Origin of the sequence: Caulobacter sp. BE264 (genome assembly GCF_031457805.1) — a bacterium.
Lineage (GTDB): Bacteria > Pseudomonadota > Alphaproteobacteria > Caulobacterales > Caulobacteraceae > Caulobacter.
In genome coordinates, this window is record NZ_JAVDXI010000001.1 from 881,632 (window position 1) to 903,622 (window position 21,991).

The 21,991-nt window shown below is 65.1% G+C and carries 22 protein-coding genes and 1 pseudogene; 6 read left to right on the forward strand and 17 right to left on the reverse strand.

All coding sequences use genetic code 11. The features are described from left to right. Positions 1 to 27: 27 nt before the first annotated feature. A complete protein-coding gene (gene araD1, locus J2X45_RS04245) occupies positions 28 to 1,038 on the forward strand; it encodes an AraD1 family protein (RefSeq protein WP_310211630.1) in 1,011 nt (336 codons plus the stop codon). 40 nt (positions 1,039 to 1,078) lie between these two features. After that, the gene (locus tag J2X45_RS04250; RefSeq protein WP_310211632.1) at positions 1,079 to 2,215 is read left to right on the forward strand and encodes an aldose epimerase family protein; all 1,137 of its coding nucleotides are present in this window, start codon (positions 1,079 to 1,081) and stop codon (positions 2,213 to 2,215) included. A gap of 107 nt (positions 2,216 to 2,322) precedes the next feature. Here J2X45_RS04250 and J2X45_RS04255 read toward each other — a convergent pair whose 3' ends face one another. The 5 genes and pseudogenes from J2X45_RS04255 to J2X45_RS04275 form a co-directional block, all read right to left on the reverse strand. Next, positions 2,323 to 2,748 carry a hypothetical protein gene (locus tag J2X45_RS04255; RefSeq protein WP_310211635.1) on the reverse strand — a complete coding sequence of 142 codons (426 nt, stop codon included), beginning with the start codon at positions 2,746 to 2,748 and terminating at the stop codon, positions 2,323 to 2,325. Positions 2,749 to 2,774: 26 nt separating this feature from the next. After that, on the reverse strand, positions 2,775 to 2,993 hold the full coding sequence (locus J2X45_RS04260; protein WP_310211637.1) for a hypothetical protein: 219 nt from the start codon (positions 2,991 to 2,993) through the stop codon (positions 2,775 to 2,777). 255 nt (positions 2,994 to 3,248) lie between these two features. Further along, positions 3,249 to 4,994, reverse strand: a complete 1,746-nt coding sequence (locus tag J2X45_RS04265; protein WP_310211639.1) for an adenylate/guanylate cyclase domain-containing protein — start codon at positions 4,992 to 4,994, stop codon at positions 3,249 to 3,251. 10 nt (positions 4,995 to 5,004) lie between these two features. Beyond that, on the reverse strand, positions 5,005 to 5,412 hold the full coding sequence (locus J2X45_RS04270; RefSeq protein WP_310211641.1) for a hypothetical protein: 408 nt from the start codon (positions 5,410 to 5,412) through the stop codon (positions 5,005 to 5,007). Beyond that, positions 5,409 to 7,471, reverse strand: a pseudogene (locus J2X45_RS04275) (TIR domain-containing protein). The gene J2X45_RS04270 and the pseudogene J2X45_RS04275 overlap by 4 nt, the downstream one beginning before the upstream one ends. A 35-nt stretch (positions 7,472 to 7,506) precedes the next feature. Between J2X45_RS04275 and J2X45_RS04280 the strand changes: the two are divergent. Continuing rightward, positions 7,507 to 8,253 (forward strand): Crp/Fnr family transcriptional regulator, encoded by a 747-nt coding sequence (locus J2X45_RS04280; RefSeq protein WP_310211645.1) that lies wholly within the window; start codon positions 7,507 to 7,509, stop codon positions 8,251 to 8,253. On the opposite strand, the gene hemN is transcribed toward J2X45_RS04280, so the two are convergent. From hemN to ccoN, 11 genes are all read right to left on the reverse strand, one after another. Continuing rightward, the gene (hemN, locus tag J2X45_RS04285; RefSeq protein WP_310211647.1) at positions 8,250 to 9,614 is read right to left on the reverse strand and encodes an oxygen-independent coproporphyrinogen III oxidase; all 1,365 of its coding nucleotides are present in this window, start codon (positions 9,612 to 9,614) and stop codon (positions 8,250 to 8,252) included. The two genes, J2X45_RS04280 and hemN, sit on opposite strands and share 4 nt — an antisense overlap. Before the next feature lie 51 nt (positions 9,615 to 9,665). Then, complete coding sequence (locus J2X45_RS04290; RefSeq protein ID WP_310212098.1) at positions 9,666 to 10,433, reverse strand: cyclic nucleotide-binding domain-containing protein; 768 nt, start codon at positions 10,431 to 10,433, stop codon at positions 9,666 to 9,668. Between the two features lie 185 nt (positions 10,434 to 10,618). Next, positions 10,619 to 11,263, reverse strand: coding sequence for an OmpW family outer membrane protein (locus J2X45_RS04295; RefSeq protein WP_310211649.1), 645 nt, complete (start codon positions 11,261 to 11,263; stop codon positions 10,619 to 10,621). A 130-nt stretch (positions 11,264 to 11,393) separates the two neighbouring features. Next, positions 11,394 to 11,561, reverse strand: a complete 168-nt coding sequence (ccoS, locus tag J2X45_RS04300; RefSeq protein ID WP_010919284.1) for a cbb3-type cytochrome oxidase assembly protein CcoS — start codon at positions 11,559 to 11,561, stop codon at positions 11,394 to 11,396. Further along, entirely contained in the window at positions 11,558 to 13,732 is a 2,175-nt protein-coding gene (locus J2X45_RS04305; protein WP_310211651.1) for a heavy metal translocating P-type ATPase, read from the reverse strand. Before J2X45_RS04305 ends, ccoS begins: the two co-directional genes overlap by 4 nt. Beyond that, positions 13,729 to 14,229: a FixH family protein gene (locus tag J2X45_RS04310; protein ID WP_310211653.1), complete on the reverse strand. Its 501-nt coding sequence runs from the start codon at positions 14,227 to 14,229 to the stop codon at positions 13,729 to 13,731. The genes J2X45_RS04305 and J2X45_RS04310 overlap by 4 nt, the downstream gene beginning before the upstream one ends. Further along, positions 14,226 to 15,719: a cytochrome c oxidase accessory protein CcoG gene (ccoG, locus tag J2X45_RS04315; protein ID WP_310211654.1), complete on the reverse strand. Its 1,494-nt coding sequence runs from the start codon at positions 15,717 to 15,719 to the stop codon at positions 14,226 to 14,228. The genes J2X45_RS04310 and ccoG overlap by 4 nt, the downstream gene beginning before the upstream one ends. A gap of 5 nt (positions 15,720 to 15,724) precedes the next feature. Further along, entirely contained in the window at positions 15,725 to 16,591 is an 867-nt protein-coding gene (gene ccoP / locus J2X45_RS04320) for a cytochrome-c oxidase, cbb3-type subunit III (protein ID WP_310211655.1), read from the reverse strand. Next, the gene (locus J2X45_RS04325) at positions 16,591 to 16,758 is read right to left on the reverse strand and encodes a cbb3-type cytochrome c oxidase subunit 3 (protein WP_096033060.1); all 168 of its coding nucleotides are present in this window, start codon (positions 16,756 to 16,758) and stop codon (positions 16,591 to 16,593) included. Before J2X45_RS04325 ends, ccoP begins: the two co-directional genes overlap by 1 nt. After that, entirely contained in the window at positions 16,755 to 17,498 is a 744-nt protein-coding gene (ccoO, locus tag J2X45_RS04330) for a cytochrome-c oxidase, cbb3-type subunit II (protein ID WP_310211657.1), read from the reverse strand. The genes J2X45_RS04325 and ccoO overlap by 4 nt, the downstream gene beginning before the upstream one ends. Before the next feature lie 8 nt (positions 17,499 to 17,506). Next, positions 17,507 to 19,153: a cytochrome-c oxidase, cbb3-type subunit I gene (gene ccoN / locus J2X45_RS04335; protein ID WP_310211659.1), complete on the reverse strand. Its 1,647-nt coding sequence runs from the start codon at positions 19,151 to 19,153 to the stop codon at positions 17,507 to 17,509. A gap of 125 nt (positions 19,154 to 19,278) precedes the next feature. Here ccoN and J2X45_RS04340 point away from each other — a divergent pair, with 125 nt between their 5' ends. Continuing rightward, the gene (locus J2X45_RS04340) at positions 19,279 to 19,542 is read left to right on the forward strand and encodes a hypothetical protein (RefSeq protein ID WP_310211661.1); all 264 of its coding nucleotides are present in this window, start codon (positions 19,279 to 19,281) and stop codon (positions 19,540 to 19,542) included. An 89-nt stretch (positions 19,543 to 19,631) separates the two neighbouring features. On the opposite strand, the gene J2X45_RS04345 is transcribed toward J2X45_RS04340, so the two are convergent. Continuing rightward, positions 19,632 to 21,227 carry a methyl-accepting chemotaxis protein gene (locus tag J2X45_RS04345; protein WP_310211663.1) on the reverse strand — a complete coding sequence of 532 codons (1,596 nt, stop codon included), beginning with the start codon at positions 21,225 to 21,227 and terminating at the stop codon, positions 19,632 to 19,634. A gap of 225 nt (positions 21,228 to 21,452) precedes the next feature. On the opposite strand from J2X45_RS04345, the gene J2X45_RS04350 reads away from it, so the two are divergent. Both J2X45_RS04350 and J2X45_RS04355 read left to right on the forward strand, forming a co-directional pair. Beyond that, entirely contained in the window at positions 21,453 to 21,767 is a 315-nt protein-coding gene (locus J2X45_RS04350) for a hypothetical protein (RefSeq protein WP_310211664.1), read from the forward strand. A 113-nt stretch (positions 21,768 to 21,880) separates the two neighbouring features. Further along, complete coding sequence (locus J2X45_RS04355) at positions 21,881 to 21,964, forward strand: hypothetical protein (protein WP_127847013.1); 84 nt, start codon at positions 21,881 to 21,883, stop codon at positions 21,962 to 21,964. The last annotated feature ends 27 nt before the right edge of the window (positions 21,965 to 21,991 follow it).

A 21,991-nucleotide genomic window follows, 5' to 3' on the forward strand; every position in this document is an offset into this window, starting at 1 on the left:
CATTATCAATCTCTGGAGTTCAGACGGGTGGTGCTTCGATTCGCGCAGCTGAAAACACCGGAAGGCGACCGGCGGCTCGTCGCGATCGATAATTCGCGCCGCGCGCGCCGAGTGGAGGTCGCAGATACGCTCTATGAGCTGGCCCAGGTCGCTATCCGCGTCGACGCCACGCTATCAGAGGCGGCTCAAGCGCGGCCTTTGGGGGAAACCCTTGATTTCGACGCTGCCCTCGTCGAGGGCCGGGTGCTGGCGCCGATAGATCATCCTGATCCCGCACACTTGCTGCTGACCGGCACCGGCCTGACCCACTTGGGCTCCGCCGAGAGCCGCGATCAGATGCACAAGGCCGCAATCGCCCACCAGGCCGGGACAGACGAGCCACTGACCGATTCCCGCCGGATGTTCCTGATGGGCGTGGCAGGCGGTAAGCCGCCGGCTGGCGAGATCGGCGCGCAGCCCGAATGGTTCTATAAGGGCGACGGCTCGCAACTGGTTGGTCCCGGCCAGCCCCTGGTCTCCCCGTCCTTTGCCGAGGACGGTGGCGAGGAGCCCGAGATCGCGGGCGTCTATATCGTGGGCCCAGACGGAACGCCCTACCGCCTAGGCTATTGCCTGGCGAACGAGTTCTCCGACCATGTCGTCGAGCGCGGCAACTATCTCTGGCTGGCGCACTCCAAGCTTCGCAACGCCGCCCTTGGCCCTGAACTGCTGACGGGACGCCTGCCCGAGGAAATCCATGGCGCCAGCCGGATCATCCGGAACGGCAAGGTCGCCTGGGAACAGCCATTCCTGTCCGGCGAGGGCAACATGTCCCACGCCCTGGCGAACCTGGAACACCATCACTTCAAGTACGACCTGTTCCGACGCCCCGGCGACCTCCACGTCCACTTCTTCGGCGCGGCGACGCTATCGTTCGCCTCAGGGTTCCAGACCCAGGAAGGTGACGTCTTCGAGATCGAAGCGCCGCCGTTCCATTATCCCGCGCGCAATCGGCTCGCGCGGGGGGCGTCCACCGTGACGACCGTCAAGTCACTGTAGAGCGGCCTCGCCGCCAATAATGATATCGAGGGAGAGGACCATGAAGCTGAAGACTATCGCGCTGTGCGGCGCGGCCCTGCTTTTCGCCGGGACAGCGCAAGCGGCGGACCTCTCGCGCAAGCCTTTCGGCAAGCTGCCCTCGGGCGAGGCGGTCGAGGCTCTGACTCTCACCAACGCAAACGGCGTGAGCGCCACAGTCATCACCTACGGCGCGACCCTGCAGTCGCTGATCGCGCCGGGCCGCGACGGTAAAACCGCCGATGTCGCCCTCGGCTTTGCGGACGCCGCCGGTTACGCCAGCAATAATAGCTATTTCGGGGCCAGCGTCGGCCGGTTCGCCAACCGGATCGGCAAAGGGCGCTTCACCCTGGACGGCAAGACCTACCAACTGGCCTTGAACAATGACGGCGTCGCCGCGCTTCATGGCGGGGTCAAAGGCTTCGACAAAGTCGTCTGGAAGGTGCTGGACGCCAAGTCTGGGCCAGTCGCCTCGGTGACCTTTGGCTATGTCAGCCCCGACGGGGAGGAAGGCTATCCGGGCACGCTGACGGTCACGGCGACCTATGCTCTGGACGAGCAGAATCAGCTGACGATCACCTACGGCGCGACCACCGACAAACCGACGATCGTCAACCTGACCAACCACGCCCTGTTCAACATGGCCGGCGAAGGCGCTCCCGAGGGCGCTCTGGGCAACGTGCTCACCATTCCGGCTGACGGCTACACCCCCGTCGACGCCGAGCTAATCCCGACCGGGCTGGTGACCCCCGTCGCAGGGACCGCCTTTGACTTCCGAAAACCCACGGCGGTTGGTGATCGTATCCGTGACGCTAACGATCCGCAGTTGGTTATTGGACGGGGCTACGACCACAACTATGTCCTGAATGGTCCGTCGGGCGGGGCGCTGCGACTGGCGGCCCGCCTGTCGGATCCCAAGAGCGGCCGTGCCCTGGAGATCCTGTCCACCGAGCCTGGGATTCAATTCTACGCCGGCAACTTCATGAATGGCCTGATGATCGGCAAGAGCGGCAAGATGTATCGACAGGGCGACGGCATCGCGCTTGAACCCCAGCACTTTCCCGATGCGCCCAACAAGCCGCAGTTCGCGTCGACGAGGCTCAATCCCGGTCAGACCTATCGGAACACGATGGTGTTCCGCCTGACTGTCGATCGCTAGAGCGTGATAGCCGAAAGTGTGCGCGGCTTCGGCGGCTATCACGCTCTAAACGTTTGATTTAGAGCGTGATAGCCGCTTCAAATGTAGCCATTTGAAGCAGACAGGCTCTAGCCAGGATCAGACCACGTGCGGGGCTCGTTCAGCGCCTCGCCGATGAGTCGGTTGGCGGTCTCCACACGACTCTCCCCTGCAGTGGGATCTGCGGCGAGCAGGCGCTTGATCCGCGCCTCACGCGCCTTTGCGCGCGAGGCCTCGGCTAGCCGCTCGTCGATGAGGGCCATGCTCAGCCGCACGCTATCGCCTTGGGAAGCAAGGCGGTGCTCAAGGTCGGCGATGGTCTGACGGCTCTGTTCTAGGGCGTTCCAAGCCTCGTCTCGTTGGTCGCTGACAAGCTGCAACACGCGCATGGTCTCAGCTAAGCGCCCCCGTACCGTGATCGCGCGAACGACGAAGAAGGCGACCATCGCAACGGACAGCAGCCAGAGCGCCTTGATGAAAAGAGGCGCTAGCGCCGCGCCGGCCAGAGTGTCCATCGCCACAATCCCGCAAGCCTCGAAAACTAGACTCCGCCGCGGCCGAACCGGGCTTCGTTGATCGTTGTCGTGGCGTACCGGAGGACGTCGTTGACGACGCCCGAAAGGGTTTCGCCCGAGAGATCGTGCTCACGAGCCCAGACATTCACGGCATGGCGAAGAAACGTGCTCGCCACCTCGGTGGCGCCCTCTCCGCCTCCGGCGACGACGGTTGGTTCTGAGATCAAGGTGCGGTCCAGGCTCATACGCGGCTCCTCCGGCGGCACGAGACGCTGCTCGCTCCACCAATCCTGAAAAGACGGACCCAGCCGGCGGGTGGCTGGGTCCGCAGTCGGGTCTCACGGCGACGAACGGCGGAGCTGAGTAGCCATGGCCTCAGGAAGACATAGGACCTCTCATCCCCACAGAGCGCGACGCAGTCGACGCGTGAACTGTGTTCAAGTCAGCGCAGTCTGGATGTGAGGATTTGCACAGCGCGCCGGACCAAAGCGCGAATTCGATCAGATGGCTCGGGTCAGGCTGAAGATCGGCGTCGCCGGGAATCCCTTGCGTCCCTGGGTTCGCCCGACATAGCCGCAGCGCAGCGTGTCGCCGTGAAAGGTCGCCAACGCCCCAGCGAGCGCCTCGCTGACGCAGATTGATCCAGGGGCGACATCGGGTTCGATCCTGGCGGCCACCACGACGTGGGCGCCCATCACTGCGGGCGCCTTCGTCATCGGATTTGTGCGAAGGTGGACCGGGCCGTAGTGCCCCGCGATGCGTAGGCCAAGGCTCCTCGGCAGGCCCAACGCTCTCAGATCCAGAGCGCGATGCGCTTCCATCAGCGCCAGAGCCGCGCGCGCCGCGTCGATGGGGGCGTCGAATACCAGGAACAAGCCGTCACCCCAAGTTTCGAGATGAATCGGGCGAGCGGAAAGCGACTCAATCGCACTCGCCAAGCGCGCCATCACTGCATCCACGAAGACGGGGATCTGATCATCGCGAAGCGCGCCAAATCCCTGCACGTCGGCGAACAGCATGGCCTTCATGCCGCGCCTGGGGTCGGCGCCAGCGCCTGGCGGGCGGGGTGCCGGCAGCGGCCGCTCAATTTCGATCACCGCGCGTTGTCGGCCGCTTTGCGACCAGTAGTTCAAGTCCGCGTGCACGCCTGCAGGCCCGGCCCCCGCGTGACCGTCCCAGATCGCCAGTTGCATAGCCTTGGTCGACAGCGTCGCCGCGCGCAGCACCGCGCAGCCCATCGCGAACTGGCTTGAGTACGCGAAGACCTGTTCGTCGCCTAGGAAAGGGTCTGAGGAAGCGTATCTGAGCGAGGTGGCGCGAGACAAGCACCGCTCGAAACGGTCAATCCACGCGTCGCCATACGGCGCGACGGATACGCGCACAAAAGAGCTTTGCTCAACGGGTAGCACCACATGCAACTCAGCCCCGGAGGCCAGAAGCGCCTCGGCGAAAATAATGTCGCCGCCCGCCGCCAAGCTTCCGTAGCCAAAGCCGACTCTCTCACTCACGAGCAAGGCATCGACACGCTGACGTAGCGCGGAACCGCAAAGGGCCGCGCCGCTGGTGTCGAGGATATGCCCCGTAAAATGCGCGCAGGCTGGAGGCCGCAAGGGCTCAAGCCAAGCCACGTCCACGCGCGTCTCGCGGCACAGCACCTCCAACTGTCGAAGCGTCGACGCATGCGCCGCATAGGCGGTGGGCGCCAGGCTGACCGCGTCGGTCATAGCGTCACGCGCAGCGTGGAGATCACCGGTGAGGAAGTGGGCCTCGGCGCGGCTCGCAGCTTCGTAATAGGCCCCTTCGCCAGTTAAGCCGTTAGCCGGGGACATGGCCAGCACAGCCCGCGCACGTGCAGCAGCGCCCGACGCGTCCCCCGCTACAAGCGTCATGGTCGCAGCGTTGATGGCCCCGTAAACGCCACCGTATGCCCCAAACAGCTTTTCATACTGGCGGATCGACGCCCTAGCGAACGCAAGCCGGCGTCGTCCCCGCGCCGACAGCGCGACATCCTTCAACAGGCGCGCGCCTAGCGCTATGGCCTCATGGTTCTCGGTGCGATCCAGTCCCAGTCGCACATACTCCGACCGGGCGAAATCCAAGGCCCCGGCGCGCGCCAAGCATAGGACCGCAAAGTAGGCGGCCTGCTTGTCGTCATGCCGGGTCTCAACCGCAGCATGGGCTATGTCATAGGCGGCAAGGACCTCGCCTCGCCGTATGAGCGCGACCACATGCTCTGGATCAAACATCCCGCCAGGATCAGGGAATGCGGCCAGCGCCGTTATCAATGTTGGGATCGAGATCGATCTTCTGGCCGTGCGAATCCAGCATCAGGAGGCTGTAGGTGTACTCACCCATCCGCTGATCCTCGTAGATGATCTTGAAACGCGACCGCGGGGCCAAGTCGCCGCCATCGATAGAGTATGGCACCCAGACATAGCTTGAGAAGTTCACGCCGAAATCGCGCTGGATTTCGATGGGTCTGCGCTGAAACGACCAACCCGCATTGATGAGCTGATCGCTTAGAGTGAACACCAGTTCGCAGCGCTCGCTCAGATCCAGGAACAGCCGTTTGGGCCGCCGCGGGTCTACAAAGTTCATGAAGTTGTAGCGCTCATCCAAGCCAATGACGAGTTCCACAACTTTTTCGGGTGCTGGTTCGGTCATTTCAAGTCTCCCGACTGAGAATGTCACCTGCAGGCGACTCTCGCCAAAACGCAACAAACCCAGGGTGCGCGTATCCCTCTTGCCTGAGATACCGCACGATTCTCATCGCTTCGTCGCGCTGGCCGACAGTCCAATAAGCGCGCGCCAGGACGTCGAGACTGGCGGGCGGAAGCGATTTGCGACGGGGCGACAGCGTCTTGATGGCGGCGGCGGGCTTCCCCTCAGTGAACTGCGCATAGCCGAGCAGGTCAGAGTGACTGGTCATTGTATCAGGAGCGCCCTTGGAAGACGCAAGGCGCTCACCAAGGCGCTTGGCCATGACCTTGGCCCCGGCGGTGTCGCCAGCGCTCAAAGCCAGAACGATCGTCTGCCGAGCTAGGCGTCCGTCAAGATCGGCTCGCCAATCCGTCGCTTGTTGCCCTTTCCGAGATCGCGCCAAGGTCGCGCTCGCAGCGGCATGCCGGGACCTTGCCGCGGCCAGAGCGCCGGAGCGCGTCTCAACGTCGATCAGGTCGAGTTCACCAACGAGAACATATTCCCGCCAGCGCGTGTTGGTGGGGTCCAGGGCTGCAAGCTCTCGCAAGCGAACGTTCGCGGCGGTCAATCGACGGCGCGCGTCCTCAAGCCGACCCAAATCGATCTCAAGCCTGCCAAGACCAAGCTGTGTCGCGACACTCTTCGCCGCCAGCCTCTGGTCCTTCGGGAACGCCGCCACGCCCTCTTCCAAAAGATCGGCGGCGGCCTTGCGCTCTATGAAAGCGTCGCGCGGCTTGGCCAGCATAAGCAGAGCGTCTGCGATCCATGCGCGCGCGTTGGCCGCATCGGTCAGGCGCTGCTTGTCATCCGGAGACCTCAGGCGCTCGGCCTCGAAGATCTTGAAGGCGGTTCGAAACGCCACGAGCGCCTCCTCGGCGCGCCCCTCTTCAAACAACAGCGTTCCGAGATTGCTTCCGGCGTAAGCCTCCTCGACCCGCCACTCCGCACGATTGGGATTGATCGCAACCAAGCGCTGGGCGAGTTCGGCGTAACGCTTGAAGCCCCGCTCGGCCTGCGCGACCTCGCCGCGACGCCATTCCATATAGGCCAGCCAGTAGACGTTCTGGGCTTCGTCGAAGACACGGTCGCCATCATTCGGAGAGCGCTCCACAAGCGCGTGTGTCGTCGCAGCAGCCTGGGCGAAGGCGTCTTGCGCGCCAGCCAAATCGCCACGCTGCTCCCGGATCGTTCCCAAAAGGGTCTGCGCCTTTGCGCGCTGGGCCAACGCCTTGTCGTCCAGTCGGTCGCTTTGCGCCTTGGCGTAGTAGGCCAGGACCTTGGCGCTCACGCCGTCCAGGAGATCCAAACGACCGACGGGCTCCAACTGTTCACGAAGATCACCCAGCATGTAAGCGACGAGGGCTTCAGTCTCATCGCGCTGCTCGCGTGCAATCTGGCGCGACTTCAAGGTCACGACGGTCATCGCGCCCATCCCAACCGTGATCGCTAGCGCCAGGCTGCTGAAGGCCGCCATCAGGCGTAGTCGCCGACGCGCGTCGCGCTGCACCAACCGATCCAGATTGACGCCCAACAGGCGCGCGGCGATCCGGAGCTTGGCGAGCCTCTTTCCGTCGGCGTCCTGCCGCAGGTCCACCGCCAGAGGCTCGACACCCGCCGGCAGCGCTGCGTTCAAGGCGGGCGGCAAGAGTTCCCTAAGGGAGACCTGCTCTGGCGCGTCGGGCGCGATCACGCTGATCACATGGTCCGCGCCTCTCGAAGCGAGAAAATAGGCGACTTCCTTGTCCACCCAGTGCGATGCGGCGGACTGGGGCGAGCACAGGATGATGAGGGTATCGGAACGATCCAGCGCCTCGCGGATCACCTCGCTCAGGTCAGCGGCCGCTGACAGCTCATCCCGATCGCGGAAGATCGGCTTCAAATCGCTCTCAGCCGCCTCCGCGCCACCAGACCGGAGCCCACGGGGCGGGCGATAGCTCTCGAGGCCGCGATGGAGCCATTCGGCGGCTTTGCGATCGTGATGACTATAGCTGATAAAGGCCTTGTACCGTTGTCGGCTATTCATCATCGCCCCCGATCGACAGCGCAGGAGCGTAACAAATGACCGTGATTCCACCGTCGGCTCAGCGCGTCGTGACCCATACGCCGAACGGGGGAGCGCCAGAAGACCATCGGAACAACAAACTGTTTCGACACATGACACGGGAAGAGATCGAGGCGCTGGCGCCGCGCCTCGAGCAGTTGCGCTACGGTAAGGGCGAGATGATCGTCCAGCGTCACGACCAGGATGAAGGGATCTATCTCTTGCTGGAGGGCGCGCTCTTGGCCAACCAGTACGCACGGTCGGGACGCGAGGTCGGTTATCGTCGCCTGAGTCCCGGGGCCTATTTCGGAGAGATCTCGGCGATCGACGGCCTGCCAAGATCGGTGAACATCGTAGCCTTGGAGGATGTTCGACTTGTCCGGCTGCCGGCGCGCCTGATCCGGGACCTCTTCGAGTCGTCACCCCGCTTCATGCGAGCCCTGCTAGAAGACATGGCGGCGCTAACGCGCTCTCTTACCGATCGCCTGTTCGAGTTGACCGCGATTTCGGTCGCCTGCCGCGTCGACATAGAACTTCTGCGAATAGCCTCGGCCGCAGGGGGCGACGGACGCACGGCCGTTATCCACCCCTGCCCTACGCACGCCGAGCTAGCCGTTCTGGTGGGCAGTCAACGCGAACCGGTCACACGCGAGCTGAACCGGCTCGCCAGCCTCAACATCGTCCGCCAGACGGGGCGCTCGCTGCACGTGCTGGACATGGAAGCCCTGGCCAAAGAGGTCGAGCGGATCGGTGGAGAGCTTTAGACGGCCTTGGCATGGCGGTTGACCGCGACCGGCAGCCGTTCATCGAACGCAGCAGCGACCACACGCATCAAGCGGCGCGCCGACTCTGGGATCACGACGGAGCTGCCATCGAGCACGCAAAGGCCGGCGACTTCGACAGCCGAGAGACTGGCGAGACTGCTCGCTAGATGATCCGGCGCAAAGCCATGGGCCGCGCAAATAGCCGCGACATCGACCCGCATGTCGCACATCAGTCGCTCGATCACGGCCGAGCGCAGGCGGTCTTCGTCGGTGATCGCCAAGGCGCGCCCCAAAGGCGGCTCGTCCCGGGCGATCTTGGCCGCCCAAGCGTCAGTCGGCGTCAGGTTCTGGACGAAACCCTCTCGAAACTGGCCGATCGAGGACGGACCAATCGGAACCAGCACAGGCGCGGGATCATCGGTGTAGCCTTGGAAATTCCTGCGGAGCCGCCCCTCCGCCGCAGCCCGGCTCAGCGGGTCGTCGGGCAGCGCATAGTGGTCGAGACCGATCCGCACATAGCCCGCTTCGATCAACGCGGCATCGGCGGCATCCGCCTGCGCCCACCGGCCGTCGATATCCGCGAGATCCGCCTCGCGGATCATTGTCTGGTGCTTCTTCATCCACGGCACGTGGGCGTAACCGAACACCGCGATGCGATCCGGCCTCAGTTCCAACGCAGCCTTCGTGGAGGCGTAGACATTGTCGACGGTCTGCCCGGGCAAGCCGTACATCAGGTCGAAGTTCAGCGCGTCAATGCCCGCAGCGCGCAGGCGATCGACGGCGGCGCTGACCTGTTCGAAGGGCTGGACGCGGTTGACCAGCGCCTGCACCCCCGGATCGAAGGTCTGCACGCCTAGGCTCACGCGGGTCACGCCAGCCTCGCCGGCTGCGTCCACGAACGCGTCCGAAAGCATTCCTGGATCGAGCTCGGCGGCGATCTCGGCGCCGGGCCGAACATGGAACGTGCTCGTGAGTTGCGCCACGAGGCGCTTGAAGTCGACGGGACTCAGTGCGTTGGGACTGCCGCCGCCGAAATGAAGATGCGCAAGCCCGTCATGCTCGCCCAGGCGGCGAGCCGTCAAATCGATCTCGCGCGCCAGGACCTCGGCATACGTCCCCACCCGTTCATAGGTGTGAGCGATCGAGGTGTTGCAGCCACAATACCAGCATAGCCGCCGACAAAACGGCACGTGAACATAGACCGACAGGTGATCGTCAGACCGGGTCTGAGCGAACCAGCCGGCGGCCTGATCGATTTGCGCAGCGTCGAACGCCACCGCAGTGGGATAGCTCGTGTAGCGCGGCAGGTTGCGCTCGGCGTGCGCCCGCTGAACGGACGAAAGAACGGTCTGGGTGATCATCGGTTCGGATGCTTTGTGAAGTTGGTGCTGGAACGGCCTGGCCTGTCAGCGCTAGTGCGACGCCATCATGGTGCGAGCGCCACGGCGACGCTCGCGCTCGGCCTGGCTGAAGGCTTCACCGATATCGTTGTCGATCATGGCGTCGGGATGGGCCAACTGCGCCAGGCTGTCAGACTGACGGAGCGTGACCGTGGCTCCATCGATCTCGACCCCATGCGGGGTCAGGCTGGAGAAGGCCCGTGAGAGGTTTTCCGGCGTCATACCGAGCAGTGAGGCCAGGACGCGCTTGCGACAGGGCAGCTTGACCACGGATCCGCCCCCTTGCCGTTCTTGCTGCGCCAACAGATAGCTGACCAGCCGTTCCCTGGCCGTCCGCAGTTTGCAGTTTTTCAGGGAGCGCACCGCGCCGCTGAAGCAACCGGCGAGTTCTTCCGCCACCGCGCGGGCCAACCCCGCATCCTGGCTCAGCGCCTGCCTGAAGGCTTCGCCAGGGACCATGAGGATCAAGCTTGCCTTGGTGGCTCGCGCCGTCATCAAGCTCGGGCTGTCCAGGACGATGGAAGCCAGGCCCAACGTGGCGGTGGGCCACAGCAGCGCGAGGGTGGACTCGCGGTCACTGGAGCTCCCCTCCAGCTCGATCGCCCCCTCAAGGAGCACGAACAGGAAGTTGTCCGGCAGTCCTTGGGTCGTCAGTTGCGATCCGCGCGGAAAGCGTTGGAGGAAGGCGCCGCGCATGAGCCGATCAAAGACCTCGTCAGTTGCAGCCTCGAACAGCGGTAAGGCCTGAACGCGTACAAGATCGGGGGCTTCTAGAGACATGATCGGCGCGCTCCTCGGCTTCTTGCGAGCTGTATGCGCGGATGGGGCCAGCGTGACCTTGACGCCGATCAATCGGCCTCACGATCTGCGTCACGTCCCGATCAAGCAGAGAAACAAAAGCTCCCCGCCGGCGGACCGACGGGGAGCAAGAGAACGGACGACCGGGGGGGACGTCCGCCGGGGGGTTAGAATTGGCGCGAGAGGCCGATCGAGGCGACGACCGGATCAAGGTCGACCTTCGCCTTCAGCGCGCCGCCGTTGATCTTGGCGTCAGTGCTGAAATAGACCTTCTTGACGTCGGCGTTCAGTAGCCAGCTGTTCTTCATCTTGATGTTCACCCCGGCCTGCAGCGCATAGCCGACACCGTCGTCGACCTTCACGGTGAAGCCATTCTTGTTCTTGTCGCTGTAGAACAGCATGTAGTTCAGGCCGGCGCCGAAATAGGGGCTGACCTGCGAGGCCGGCAGCGGGTGATACTGCAGCGTGACGACGGGCGGCAGGACCCAGGTCTTGTGCACCAGTACGTCGGTGCCCGGACCTTGAGCGCGGATGTTGTGTTCCGTCGTGCCCAAGATCGCCTCCACGGCGACCTTGTCGGTGAGGAAGTAGGTGAAGCCGAGCGTCGGCTTGATGTCGTTGCCGACGTGCGCCTTCAGGCCCGAATTGGCGCCGGCGGCGGTCAGGATGGCGGCGTCCTTGGCCGGCGCGACCTGCGTCAGGCGCGCGTGGACGATCAGATCGCCCTTGGCGTTCGGCGTGAAGTCTTGAGCCTGGGCGGCGCCGGCGGCGAGCGCGCCAAAGGCGACGAGCGAAAGAGCGAGCTTCTTCATTGTCTATCCCCAATTCCCGCGACGTCTTGTTTCTTGTCGCGAGGGGAATGTGGATGACTAGGCCCGTTCAGTATTTGACCTGTGTCAGACTAGAAAGCCGCATAACCGATTGCGGCTCCTTAAGTATTGCTCACCGTTCGCTGGCTGGCGGCTTGTCGTCGAGATGATCATAGAGGATCCGCTCGGCGTCGCCCTTGGGATCGTCGTACTGCCCTGCCTTCATCGTCCAGAAAAACGCCAGCAGGCCCAGTGCGCCCAGACCGATTGAGGCGGGCGCCAGGAAGAGGACGATGTTCATCGGCGGAAACTCCGGAGGCGCGGGCGAGCCGCGTTGAGTAAGACCACGATCGACGAGCCCGACATCGCCAGGGCCGCCACGAACGGATTGACCAGTCCGAACATCGCCGCCGGCGTGGCGACAAGGTTATAGAGCGCCGAGAAGCCGAAGTTCTCCAGAGCGCGACGGCGGGACTCGCGGGCGGTCTCGATCGACTCGACAACGGCGGCGAGCTCATCCCCCGTGAAGACCAGATCGGCCGCGTTCTGGGCGGCGTCCACCGCCGCGCCTGGCGCCATCGAGGCGTGCGCCTTGGCGAGGGCGGCGGCGTCGTTGAGACCGTCGCCAACCATCAGCACCTTTTTGCCCTGGACCTTTAGCGCATCGACCGCTGCGGCCTTCTCGACCGGCGTCAGGCCCGCGCGCCACTCGCTGACACCGACCTCGCGCGCCACGTCGCGGACCGGCCCTTCGACATCGCCCGAAAGGATCTCGACGGACAGACCCAGCGCGCGAAGTTGGGCGATCGCCGCCTGGGCGTCGGCTCTCGGACGATCTTCGAAGGCGAAGCGGATCTTCACGTCGTTCTCGAAGCCGAACCACAGCTCGGTCTCCCGGACGCCGCCGGCCTCGACGCCGACAAAGGCGGCGCGGCCCAGACGGGCGCGGCGACCGTCGATCACGCCCTCGACGCCCTGCCCGGCCGTCTCGACGCAGTCTTGTGCGACCGGCCCGGCGCCGGCTTCGGCCGCCAGAGCGCGCGCCAACGGGTGGCGGGAGGCGCGCGCCAGCGGCGCCGCCAGCGTCACCAGGTGAGCGGGCGCGTCGATAAGCGCCGGACGCCCCTCGGTCAGAACGCCGGTCTTGTCGAAGACAACGTGGTCAGCCTCGGCCAGCCGCTCCAGAGCCGCGCCGGACTTGACCAGGACGCCTTTGCGAAACAGCCGGCTGCTCGCTGCGATCTGGACAGCCGGAACCGCCAGGCCCAAGGCGCACGGACAGGTGACGATCAGCACTGCCGCAGCGCGGAGCAGCGCCTCGCGCGGCCCAAGGCCCAGCGCCCAACCGCCGACGAACGTGAGGGCCGCGGCTGTGTGGACCACCGGCACATAGAGCGCGGCGGCCTTATCGGCGAGCCGCACATAGGTCGAGCGCGCCTGGGCGCCGGCTTCCATCAGTCGGGCGATGGCGGCGAGCGTGGAGTCCTCGCTCCGCGCCGTGGCGCGCATGACCAGTCGGCCCGACAGGTTCAGCGCGCCGGCATGCAGACGGGCGCCGGCGGCGACGGGCGCGAGCGCCGTCTCGCCGGTGATGAGGGCGTTATCGAGTTCGGAAGCGCCCTGCTCGACCAGGCCGTCGACCGGAATGCGCTCGCCGGGCGTAACCGCCAGCAGGTCGCCTACGCGAATGTCCGCGACGGGAACGCCCTGCTCGATCCCGTCGGTAAGACGCATGGCGACTGGCGCCTGGAGCGCCAGAAGATCACGCGCGGCAGAGCGGGCGCCCGCCCGCAGGCGGTGATCCAGGTAGCGACCGATCAGCAGCAGGAACAGCAGCGTGACCGCTGCGTCGAAATAGGCGTGCTTGCCGCCCAGCAGGGTCTCGGAGAAGCTGACGACCAAAGTGAGGATCACGCCGATCGAGATCGGCACGTCCATGTTGGCCTTGCCGCGCCGCAATGAGGCCCAGGCCGAGCGGAAGAACGGCCGGCCGGCGAACAATGCACAGGGCGTGGCGACGATCGCCGCCATCCAGTACATCAAGGTCAGCGTGGCGGGCGTCAGTTCCTGCCCGAACAGTCCCGCCCAGGCCGGCACGGTGAACATCATGACGTTTCCGGCGCCAAAGCCCGCGACGCCGAGGGCCAGGGCGAGTTCCTTGCCCTCCTTGTCCTGCGCCGCCTCGGCCTCGGCCGGATCGAACAGGCAAGCGCGGTAGCCGAGATCCTCGACGGCTTCCAGCACGCGCCCGGGATCGGAGACCTTGCCAGCCAATTCCACCGACAACTTTCCGGTCGTCAAATTCAGTCTCGCGGCCTCCACGCCCGGAAGGGCGCGGACCGCCTTCTCGATCTTGCTGATGCAGCCGGCGCAGCGGGCCCCGCGCACGAGTAGTTCAAAACGCCCTCGCCCGGCGTCGTCGCGCCGAACGAAAGCCTCCAGATCACGATGCAGGGCGAGGCTGTGGCTCATTGCGACACCAGGCGCGCTTCCAGTTCAAAGGCGTTCTGGGCGTCGCGCGCCGTCGCGCGCAGATCCCAGGCGCCGTCCAACTTGGCTGTGGCCCGATAGCGGCCGTCGCCCAGCGGCTTGAAGTCGAGCACCTGCTTGCCAACCTCGGTGGCCGGACGCGCGAGCGATCCGGTCACCGAAAGCCGATCAAGCGGCCGCCCAGCACGGTCGCGCACACGAACGACCACCGCGCCTGCGCTCTCCGTCTCCACGGACGCCCCCCAACCCAACGCGGCCTCGCGCTCGCGTTGGGCCAGGGTCTTGTTGAAGGCGAGACCCGCCTCATAGGGATTGGACGCGACCTGACCCGAGAAGGTCCGGTAGGCCAGCACCATGAACACGACGTCCACGGCGATGATCAGGACGAAGAAGGCGACCACGCCGATCAGAACATGCCAGCCGGTGATCTGGCCCTTGCGCGAGGTGGCGGTCGTGACGGATTGCGCGGCGATCGTCATTGCGGGTTCGCAGCTCCAGAAAGAAAAACGGTCTTGGACTCGGCCGTGATGTCGCCGGACTTGGCGATGAACCGAGCAGGCACGCTGCCGGCCAGATTGGCGTCAGCGGGAGCCGTGACGAAGATCCTGGCCGAGACCACCTGGTCGGCGGGCGCAACCAAGGTCACGGTCTGAGCGGTCTGTCCGGGCTGGCTGAGCCGCGCGCCCGGCACGCCTTCGAACGTGATATCGAAGCGACGTTCGGCGAAGGTGCGGTTGGTGATCTTCAGCGTGTAGCCGTCGCGCACCGCGCCGTCGTGCATCCGCACGAACGTCGGGTTGCGGTCACGGATGACGTGAAGGTCAGCCTTGGGGCGCGTGACCAAGGACCAGAGCGTCAAGCCGCCCACCAGGGCGAGCGCCACGGCGTAGTAGATCGTGCGCGAGCGGACAGGCTTGTAGACGGCCTTCTGGCCGCAGGTGCGCGCGGCGACCGCCGCGTCCGTGTCATAGGCGATGAGGCCTGTGGGCCGGCCCAGCTTCGCAAGAATGTCATCGCAGGCGTCGACACAGAGGCCGCAGTTGATGCACTCCAGCTGCGAGCCGTCGCGGATGTCGATGCCCATCGGGCAGACCACGACGCACTGGCGACAGTCGATGCAGTCACCGCGTCCTTCCCAGCTCTGGCCCTTCTTGTGGGCCCCGCGCGGCTCGCCGCGTTCGCGCAGATAGGTCACCTGCAGCGAGTGCTGGTCCAGCATCGCGCCCTGGATCCGGGGCCAGGGACACATGTACGTGCAGACCTGCTCGCGCATCCAACCGGCGAAGATGTAGGTGGTCGCCGTCAGCAGGGCGCAGGACACATAAGCCGTGGCGGGCGCCTGGCCGATCCAGAAGGTGCGGATCAGGGTCGGCGCGTCGTGAAAATAGAAAATCCAGGCGCCGCCCGTGCCGAAAGCGATGCCCAGCCAGGTCAGGTGCTTGCCGGTCTTGCGCCAGATCTTGTCGAAGGACAGCGGCGCGGCGTCCAGACGCATCCGGGCGTTGCGATCGCCCTCGAAGAGCCGCTCGACGACGATGTAGAGGTCCGTCCAAACGGTCTGCGGACAGGCATAGCCGCACCAGAGGCGGCCAAACAGCGCCGTCGTGAGGAACAGCGCCAGCGCTGCGGCGATCAGCACGCCGGTAAAGAGATAGACTTCCTGCGGCCAGAGCTGGATGTCGAAGAAGTAGAAGCGCCGGCCAGTGAAATCGACCAGCGCCGCCTGCTGCGGAAAGCCTTCCGGCCGCCCCCAACGGATCCAGGGCGTGATGTAATAGACGCCGAGGGTGGCGATCAGCAGAACCCACTTCACCATCCGCCACTTGCCATGGACAAGCTTGGGATAGATCGGTTGGCGCGGCTTGTAGAGGCTGCCCTTGGCGTCGCCCTTGCCTTTGGCCCGCTCGGCGGCGGAGACCGCCGAGCGGGTGTCAGGTTTGGGCGGAGTGTTGTCGATAAGCGTGGGCATGGGCCCTACTGACCGCCTGCGTTACTGTGGATGTAGACGCTGAGCGCCTTGATCGTTTCGGGGCTCAAACGACCGCCCCAAGCGGGCATGACGCCGCCGTTGCCGGCATAGATCTGGCCGCGAATGGACGCGCGATCCGAGCCGAACAGCCAGTCGGCGTCCGTCAGGTTCGGCGCGCCAAGCTGCTGGTTGCCGAGGCCCTGCGGACCATGGCAGGCCGAGCACTGGGCCTCGAACAGAGGCGCCGCGCGCGCGACCCCCCCGGCGTCGGCGGGGCGACGCGACAGGTTCACCACATACTCGGTCAGATCGTCGATCTGCTCGGGCTTGAGCATCTCGTCGCGGCCGTAAGCGGGCATTTGCGAGACGCGCGCGCCCTCCGCTCCCGAACGGATCCCGTGGGTGATGGTGTACTGGATGTCCTCCAGCTTGCCGCCCCACAGCCAAACGTCGTCGCGAAGGTTGGCGTAGCCCTTGGAGCCCGTGCCGCCGATGCCGTGGCAGGTGGCGCAGTTGTCGCCGAACACCGACTGGCCGACCTGCTGGGCGTAGGCCTGAAGCTTCGGGTCCTTCTCGATCTGCTCGAGGCTGGCGGTGCGCAGCATGGCCGCGCCCTCACCCCGATGCGCCTCGAGCGCCTTGAGCTCCTGGCCAACCTCCGCCCGGTCGGACTTGTTCAGCAGACCTTTGGTGTAGCCATTCAGTCCCGGCCAAGCGGGCATCAGCACCCAGTAGCCGATCGAGAAGGCGATGGAGGCGTACCAGATCCACAGCCACCAGCGCGGCAGCGGATTATCCAGCTCGCGAATGCCGTCCCATTCGTGGCCGGTGGTTTCGACGCCCGTGGCGTCATCGATCTTACGGTCGGCCATCAGGGTTGCTCCCCGTCGTCCAGCGGCATGCGCGCGGCGTGTTGGAATTCGGCCTTCTTGGAGGGCCGGAGGGCGTAGGCGACGCCGGCGAGGAAGATCAGGCCGAAATAGATCAGCCCGAACTGCTGCGCGAAGCGCGCCACGGTTTCGTAGGAGAGACCGCTCATCGTTGGTTCTCCGGCGCGTGGGCCTTGTACGTCTTGAAGTCGACGGTCGTGCCCAGCATCTGGAGATAGGCGACCAGGGCGTCCATCTCGCTGACCTTGTTCGGGTCGCCGTCGAAGTCGCGGTTGACGACCTTGGCGTCGTACCGGCCGCGCAGGGCCACGGCGTCGGTCGAGAACGGATCGGCCTGCGCCTCGAGATCCTTCTTGGCGTTGGTGATCTGATCGGCCGTGTAAGGCACGCCGACCGCCTTCTGGGCCTTCATGCGATCGGCGATGTCGCTGTAGTCCAGCTCATTGGTGGCCAGGAACTTGTAGGGCGGCATCACCGACTCCGGCACGACCGAGCGCGGATCGATCAGGTGATCGCGGTGCCAGCTGTCGGAGTACTTGCCGCCGACACGCGCCAGGTCAGGACCGGTGCGCTTGGACCCCCATTGGAACGGGTGGTCGTACATGCTCTCGGCCGCCAGGCTGTAGTGGCCGTAGCGCTCGACCTCGTCGCGTAGCGGGCGGACCATCTGCGAGTGGCAGAGGTAGCAGCCCTCGCGGACATAGATGTCGCGCCCGGCCAGCTCCAGCGGCGTGTAGGTGCGCACGCCCTGGACCTTCTCGATCGTGCCCTGCAGCCAGAACAGCGGGGCGATTTCAACGAGGCCGCCAATCGAGACGACCAGGAGGATGCCGACGACGAGCAGCAGCGAATGCCGCTCGAACTTGGCGTGGTGCTTCCAGATGGACATCAGGGACCTCAGGCGATCGCGGTGGCGGGAGCAGCCGAAGCGTCGGCCGGCGCGGCGGAGGGCGAAGCGATCGTCTTCCACATGTTGACGATCATGATCAGGGCGCCGCTCAGGTACATGAGGCCGCCGACCGTCCGGATGACGTTCTCGATGTGCTTGGCCGACACCGTCTCGATGAAGCTGTAGGCCAGGAAGCCCTGCGGGGTGTATTCCCGCCACATCAGGCCTTCCATGATGCCCGACACCCACATCGCGGCGATGTAGAGCAGGATCCCGGTGGTCGCGATCCAGAAGTGCCACTCGATCAGCTTGTTCGAGTACATCCCTGGTTTTTTCCAGAGCCACGGCACCAGACAGTAAATCGCGCCGAAGCTGATGAAGCCGACCCAGCCCAAAGCGCCGGAGTGCACGTGACCAATGGTCCAGTCGGTGTAGTGGCTGAGTGCGTTGACCGCGCGGATCGACATCACCGGGCCTTCGAAGGTCGACATGCCATAGAAGGCGATCGAGACGACCATCATGCGGACGACGGGGTCGGTGCGCAGCTTGTCCCACGCGCCCGACAGGGTCATCAGGCCGTTGATCATGCCGCCCCAGCTGGGCATCCACAGCATGATCGAGAAGGTCATGCCCAGGGTCTGCGCCCACTGCGGCAGCGCCGTGTAGTGCAGGTGGTGAGGACCGGCCCAGATGTAGATGAAGATCAGCGCCCAGAAGTGCACGATCGACAGACGGTAGCTGTAGACCGGCCGTTCAACGCGCTTGGGCACGAAGTAGTACATCATGGCCAGGAAGCCGGCGGTCAGGAAGAAGCCGACGGCGTTGTGGCCGTACCACCACTGGACCAGAGCGTCCTGAACGCCGGCGAACACGCCGTAGGACTTGGAGCTCAGGAGACCAACGGGGACGCCGGCGTTGTTCACAAGGTGCAGAAGCGCGACCGTGACGATGAACGCCAGGTAGAACCAGTTAGCCACATAGATGTGGGGTTCCTTGCGCCTCCAGATCGTGCCGAGGAACACCAGGAGATAGGCGACCCAGACGATCGTCAGCCACAGGTCGGTGTACCACTCAGGCTCAGCGTACTCCTTGCCCTGGGTCGCGCCCATCAGATAACCGGTGGCGGCCAGCACGATGAACAGCTGGTAGCCCCAGAACACGAACCACGGCGTGATGCCGCCGGCCAGTCGCGCCTTGCAGGTGCGCTGCACGACATAGAAGGACGTCGCAATCAGGGCGTTGCCGCCAAACGCGAAGATCACCGCCGAGGTGTGCAGCGGCCGCAGACGGCCGAAGTTCAGGAAGCCCAGGTCCGGGAAGTAGAAGACCGTCGGCCAGGACAGCTGGGCGGCGATGATCACCCCGACGAGTAGGCCCGCCGCGCCCCAGAACATGGTGGCGATCACGCCCGCCTTGACCACGTTGTCTGAATATTCATCGGGATGATCCTGCAGCGTCCCGCCCGCCAAACCGGCGTTCAGGGCGAAGGCGGCGAGGACGCCAGCCAGCGCGAACGTTCCGATCTGCAGACGGAATATCGGATCATGGGTGAGACCAGCGCCGAGAATCGCCAGGAAGGCGCCGACGACAGAAATGGCGAGAAGCGCCGCGGAGCCCGCTGGCGGGCCGGCGCTTCTAAGTGTGGTTGCGGACATACGGACTCCCTGGGGCGAACCTCGCCCCTGGATGTCATGCCACGACTCCTCCGGCTTTGACACGCATCAAAGCCCCCTTCCCAAACAAGGGCCATGGTGCGCCCATGTCATGGGAGATTGATCACGTGCCCCATCTTGAGGTCCTGGTCCGCAACAGCGTTCCGCTCGCCGGCGCTTTGGCGTTCGTCAGCTGGGCGGTGGCCTTGGGTGAAGCCGCGCCTCGCCTCCTGACGGGCTCACTCTGCACATCCAGCCAAGACGCTTGGGCGTTCGCTGGGCACTGCCCTGCGTGCTACGTCGCCGTCGGTTTCACAATGGTGGCCGTTGGTCTTGCCATGGCGCGCCTTCGCAGCCCTGCGCGAGCCGCAGCGCGCGTCACCGCGATCTAGGAAACGCCGGGCTCATGCCGCTAGGCGACGGGCACGTTCGGCGTTGACCCGGAGCAACGCTAGAAGCGTTGCTCCGCCTTGTAACTCGGTCAGGCGACGCGTCGGACGCCGCTGCTTACGCTTCTCGCGATCTTAAAAAGACCCATGCGATCGCTGAGATCCTGCGCTTCTGATCGAAGCGCATGCGCCGCGGCCGTTGTCTCCTCCACCATGGCCGCGTTCTGCTGCACCACACGGTCCATCTCGCCAACGGTGGTGTTCACCTCCCGCAGGCTCTGGGCTTGATCGTTCGCGGAGCGAGCAATGGCGTTGACCTGGCTATCGATCTCGGCGACTCGCGCGACGATCCTCTGCAGCGCCTCTCGTGTCCGCGCCACGCGCTCAACCCCCGCCGAAACCTGGGCCGTCGAAGCGCTGATCAAGGTCTTGATCTCGCTGGCTGCGTCGGCGGACCGCTGAGCCAGCGCCCGGACTTCCTGGGCGACGACGGCGAAACCCCTCCCCGACTCGCCCGCACGCGCCGCTTCCACGCCGGCGTTCAACGCCAGGAGATTGGTCTGGAAGGCGATCTCGTCGATCACGCCGATGATCCGCCCGATCTGGCCGGACGAGGTCTCGATCTGAGTCATGGCGTCGACCGCTTCGGTCACGACCGGGTCGGAACGTTCAGCCTCCTGGCGCGCGCCTTCGGCGGCGGCGTTGGCCTGGCGCGCATTCTCGGCGGTCTCGTTGACCGCGACGGTCACTTGGCCGAGGGCGGTGGCGGTCTGGACTAGGCTGGCGGCCTGCTGTTCGGTGCGACGGGCCAGTTCATCCGAGGCGCGGCTCATGTCGTTGACCCCGGCGCTCATGGTCGAAGCGCGCGTGGTCACATCGGCCATAGCCGCCTCCAGGCGTTCAAGCGCCTGATTGAAGTTGGCGCGAAGCCCCTCGTAGCGTTCGGCGAAGCTCTGGTTCAGACGCGAGGTCAGGTCACCATCGGCCAGTTTGGTGATCGCGGCGTCCAACTCTGCGACGACCAAGTTCTGCTCGGCTTCCATCGCGGCCTTAAGGGCGGCGCGTTCGGCGACGGATTGCTCGCGCGCATTGCGCTCGGCCAACACCGCTTCACGGGCCTCCTCAGCCTGTTCGGCCGCTCTCTCGGCGTTGTGGGTGCGCGCCGAAACCGTCGAGAACAGGCGCGAGACCCCTGCGGTCATCCAGATCAACGACCAGGCCGTGGCGGCCGTTACGCCGATTGCAAACGCCGTGGCCATCAGCCCCCCGCCACCGCCCAGCGCATGGGGCGCGATGAGTTCCGCAGCGCCATGGCATACCGCAACAGCGAGCGCCCCCGCGGCGATGATCCGCCACTCCCCATACGCCACCAGCAGGGCCAGCGCGGCCAGGAAGGCCATTCGCGCCTCTTCCTGCAGGGGGCTACCGCTGAACGCGAGGACGAAGAGCCCAACCTGGGCGACAAGAACAAGCGCCGAGACAAGCCGCTGAACAAAATGATCAGCTGCGAGCCGGTAGGCGACGAACGCCACCAGCGCCAAAGCGGTCGCGACGCCCGCCAACGGGATGATCGGATTGCTCGCAACCAGGCTCGCGATCGGCGTCAACACCACCATCGCCGCATTGCAAGCCAGGACCAGCTTTCCGCCCGTGCGCCGCTGCGCTTCAATGCTATCGAACCCGATCATGACCGCCCCTACAAACTCGGACAAGCATTCAATCTAGAGATTAACCGTCGGTGACTTCCGTGCGATCGCGCGCAGCTTGTCGCATACGCACGACTACCTAGTTTGATCTCGATTCCTGAGACGATCGCTTGAAGCCGCGTGTCCTCGAAACGCAACGGCTGGCCTTGACCGCAGGCGTCAGACTGCTGTCCTCTGTGAGTCCTCTTTCAAAATGGAGCATCCCAGATGCGTTTCGCGACCGGCCTTGTCCTCGCCGCACTTCTGACCACGCCGGCCTTGGCTCAGAACGCATCGCCGCCGCCGGCGGCGGCGGCGGCGAGCGCCTTCTCCGCAGACACCCCGCTGCAGGCGGTGGTCGCCGATCCAGCCGCCAAGGCGGCCCTCGAAAAGACCTTGCCCACGCTCGCCAAGCATCCCGCTTTTGAGCAGTTCAAGTCGATGAGCCTGCGGGAGCTCCAAGCCTACGCCGAAGGCCAGATCACCAACGAGATGGTCGCCAAGGTCGACGCGGATCTCAAAGCGTTGTCCGCCAAGCCTTAGTCTGGACGAGAGCTCGCCATGCAGCGGGCTCTCTTGCGCCCCCAAGTCGCTCGCGTAGCAAAGCGAACTTGGGGGCGTGACATCTGGCAATCTTGTGTCTAGGCTTCAACCTGATGACCCTCGCCGCCTGCCAACAGCAGTTTTGGTATTTTAGCTATCCGACGCCTCTGGCGCCGGGAGGGGATCGTTTGGCCTGAGATCAGGCCCATCGAATATCTTCACCA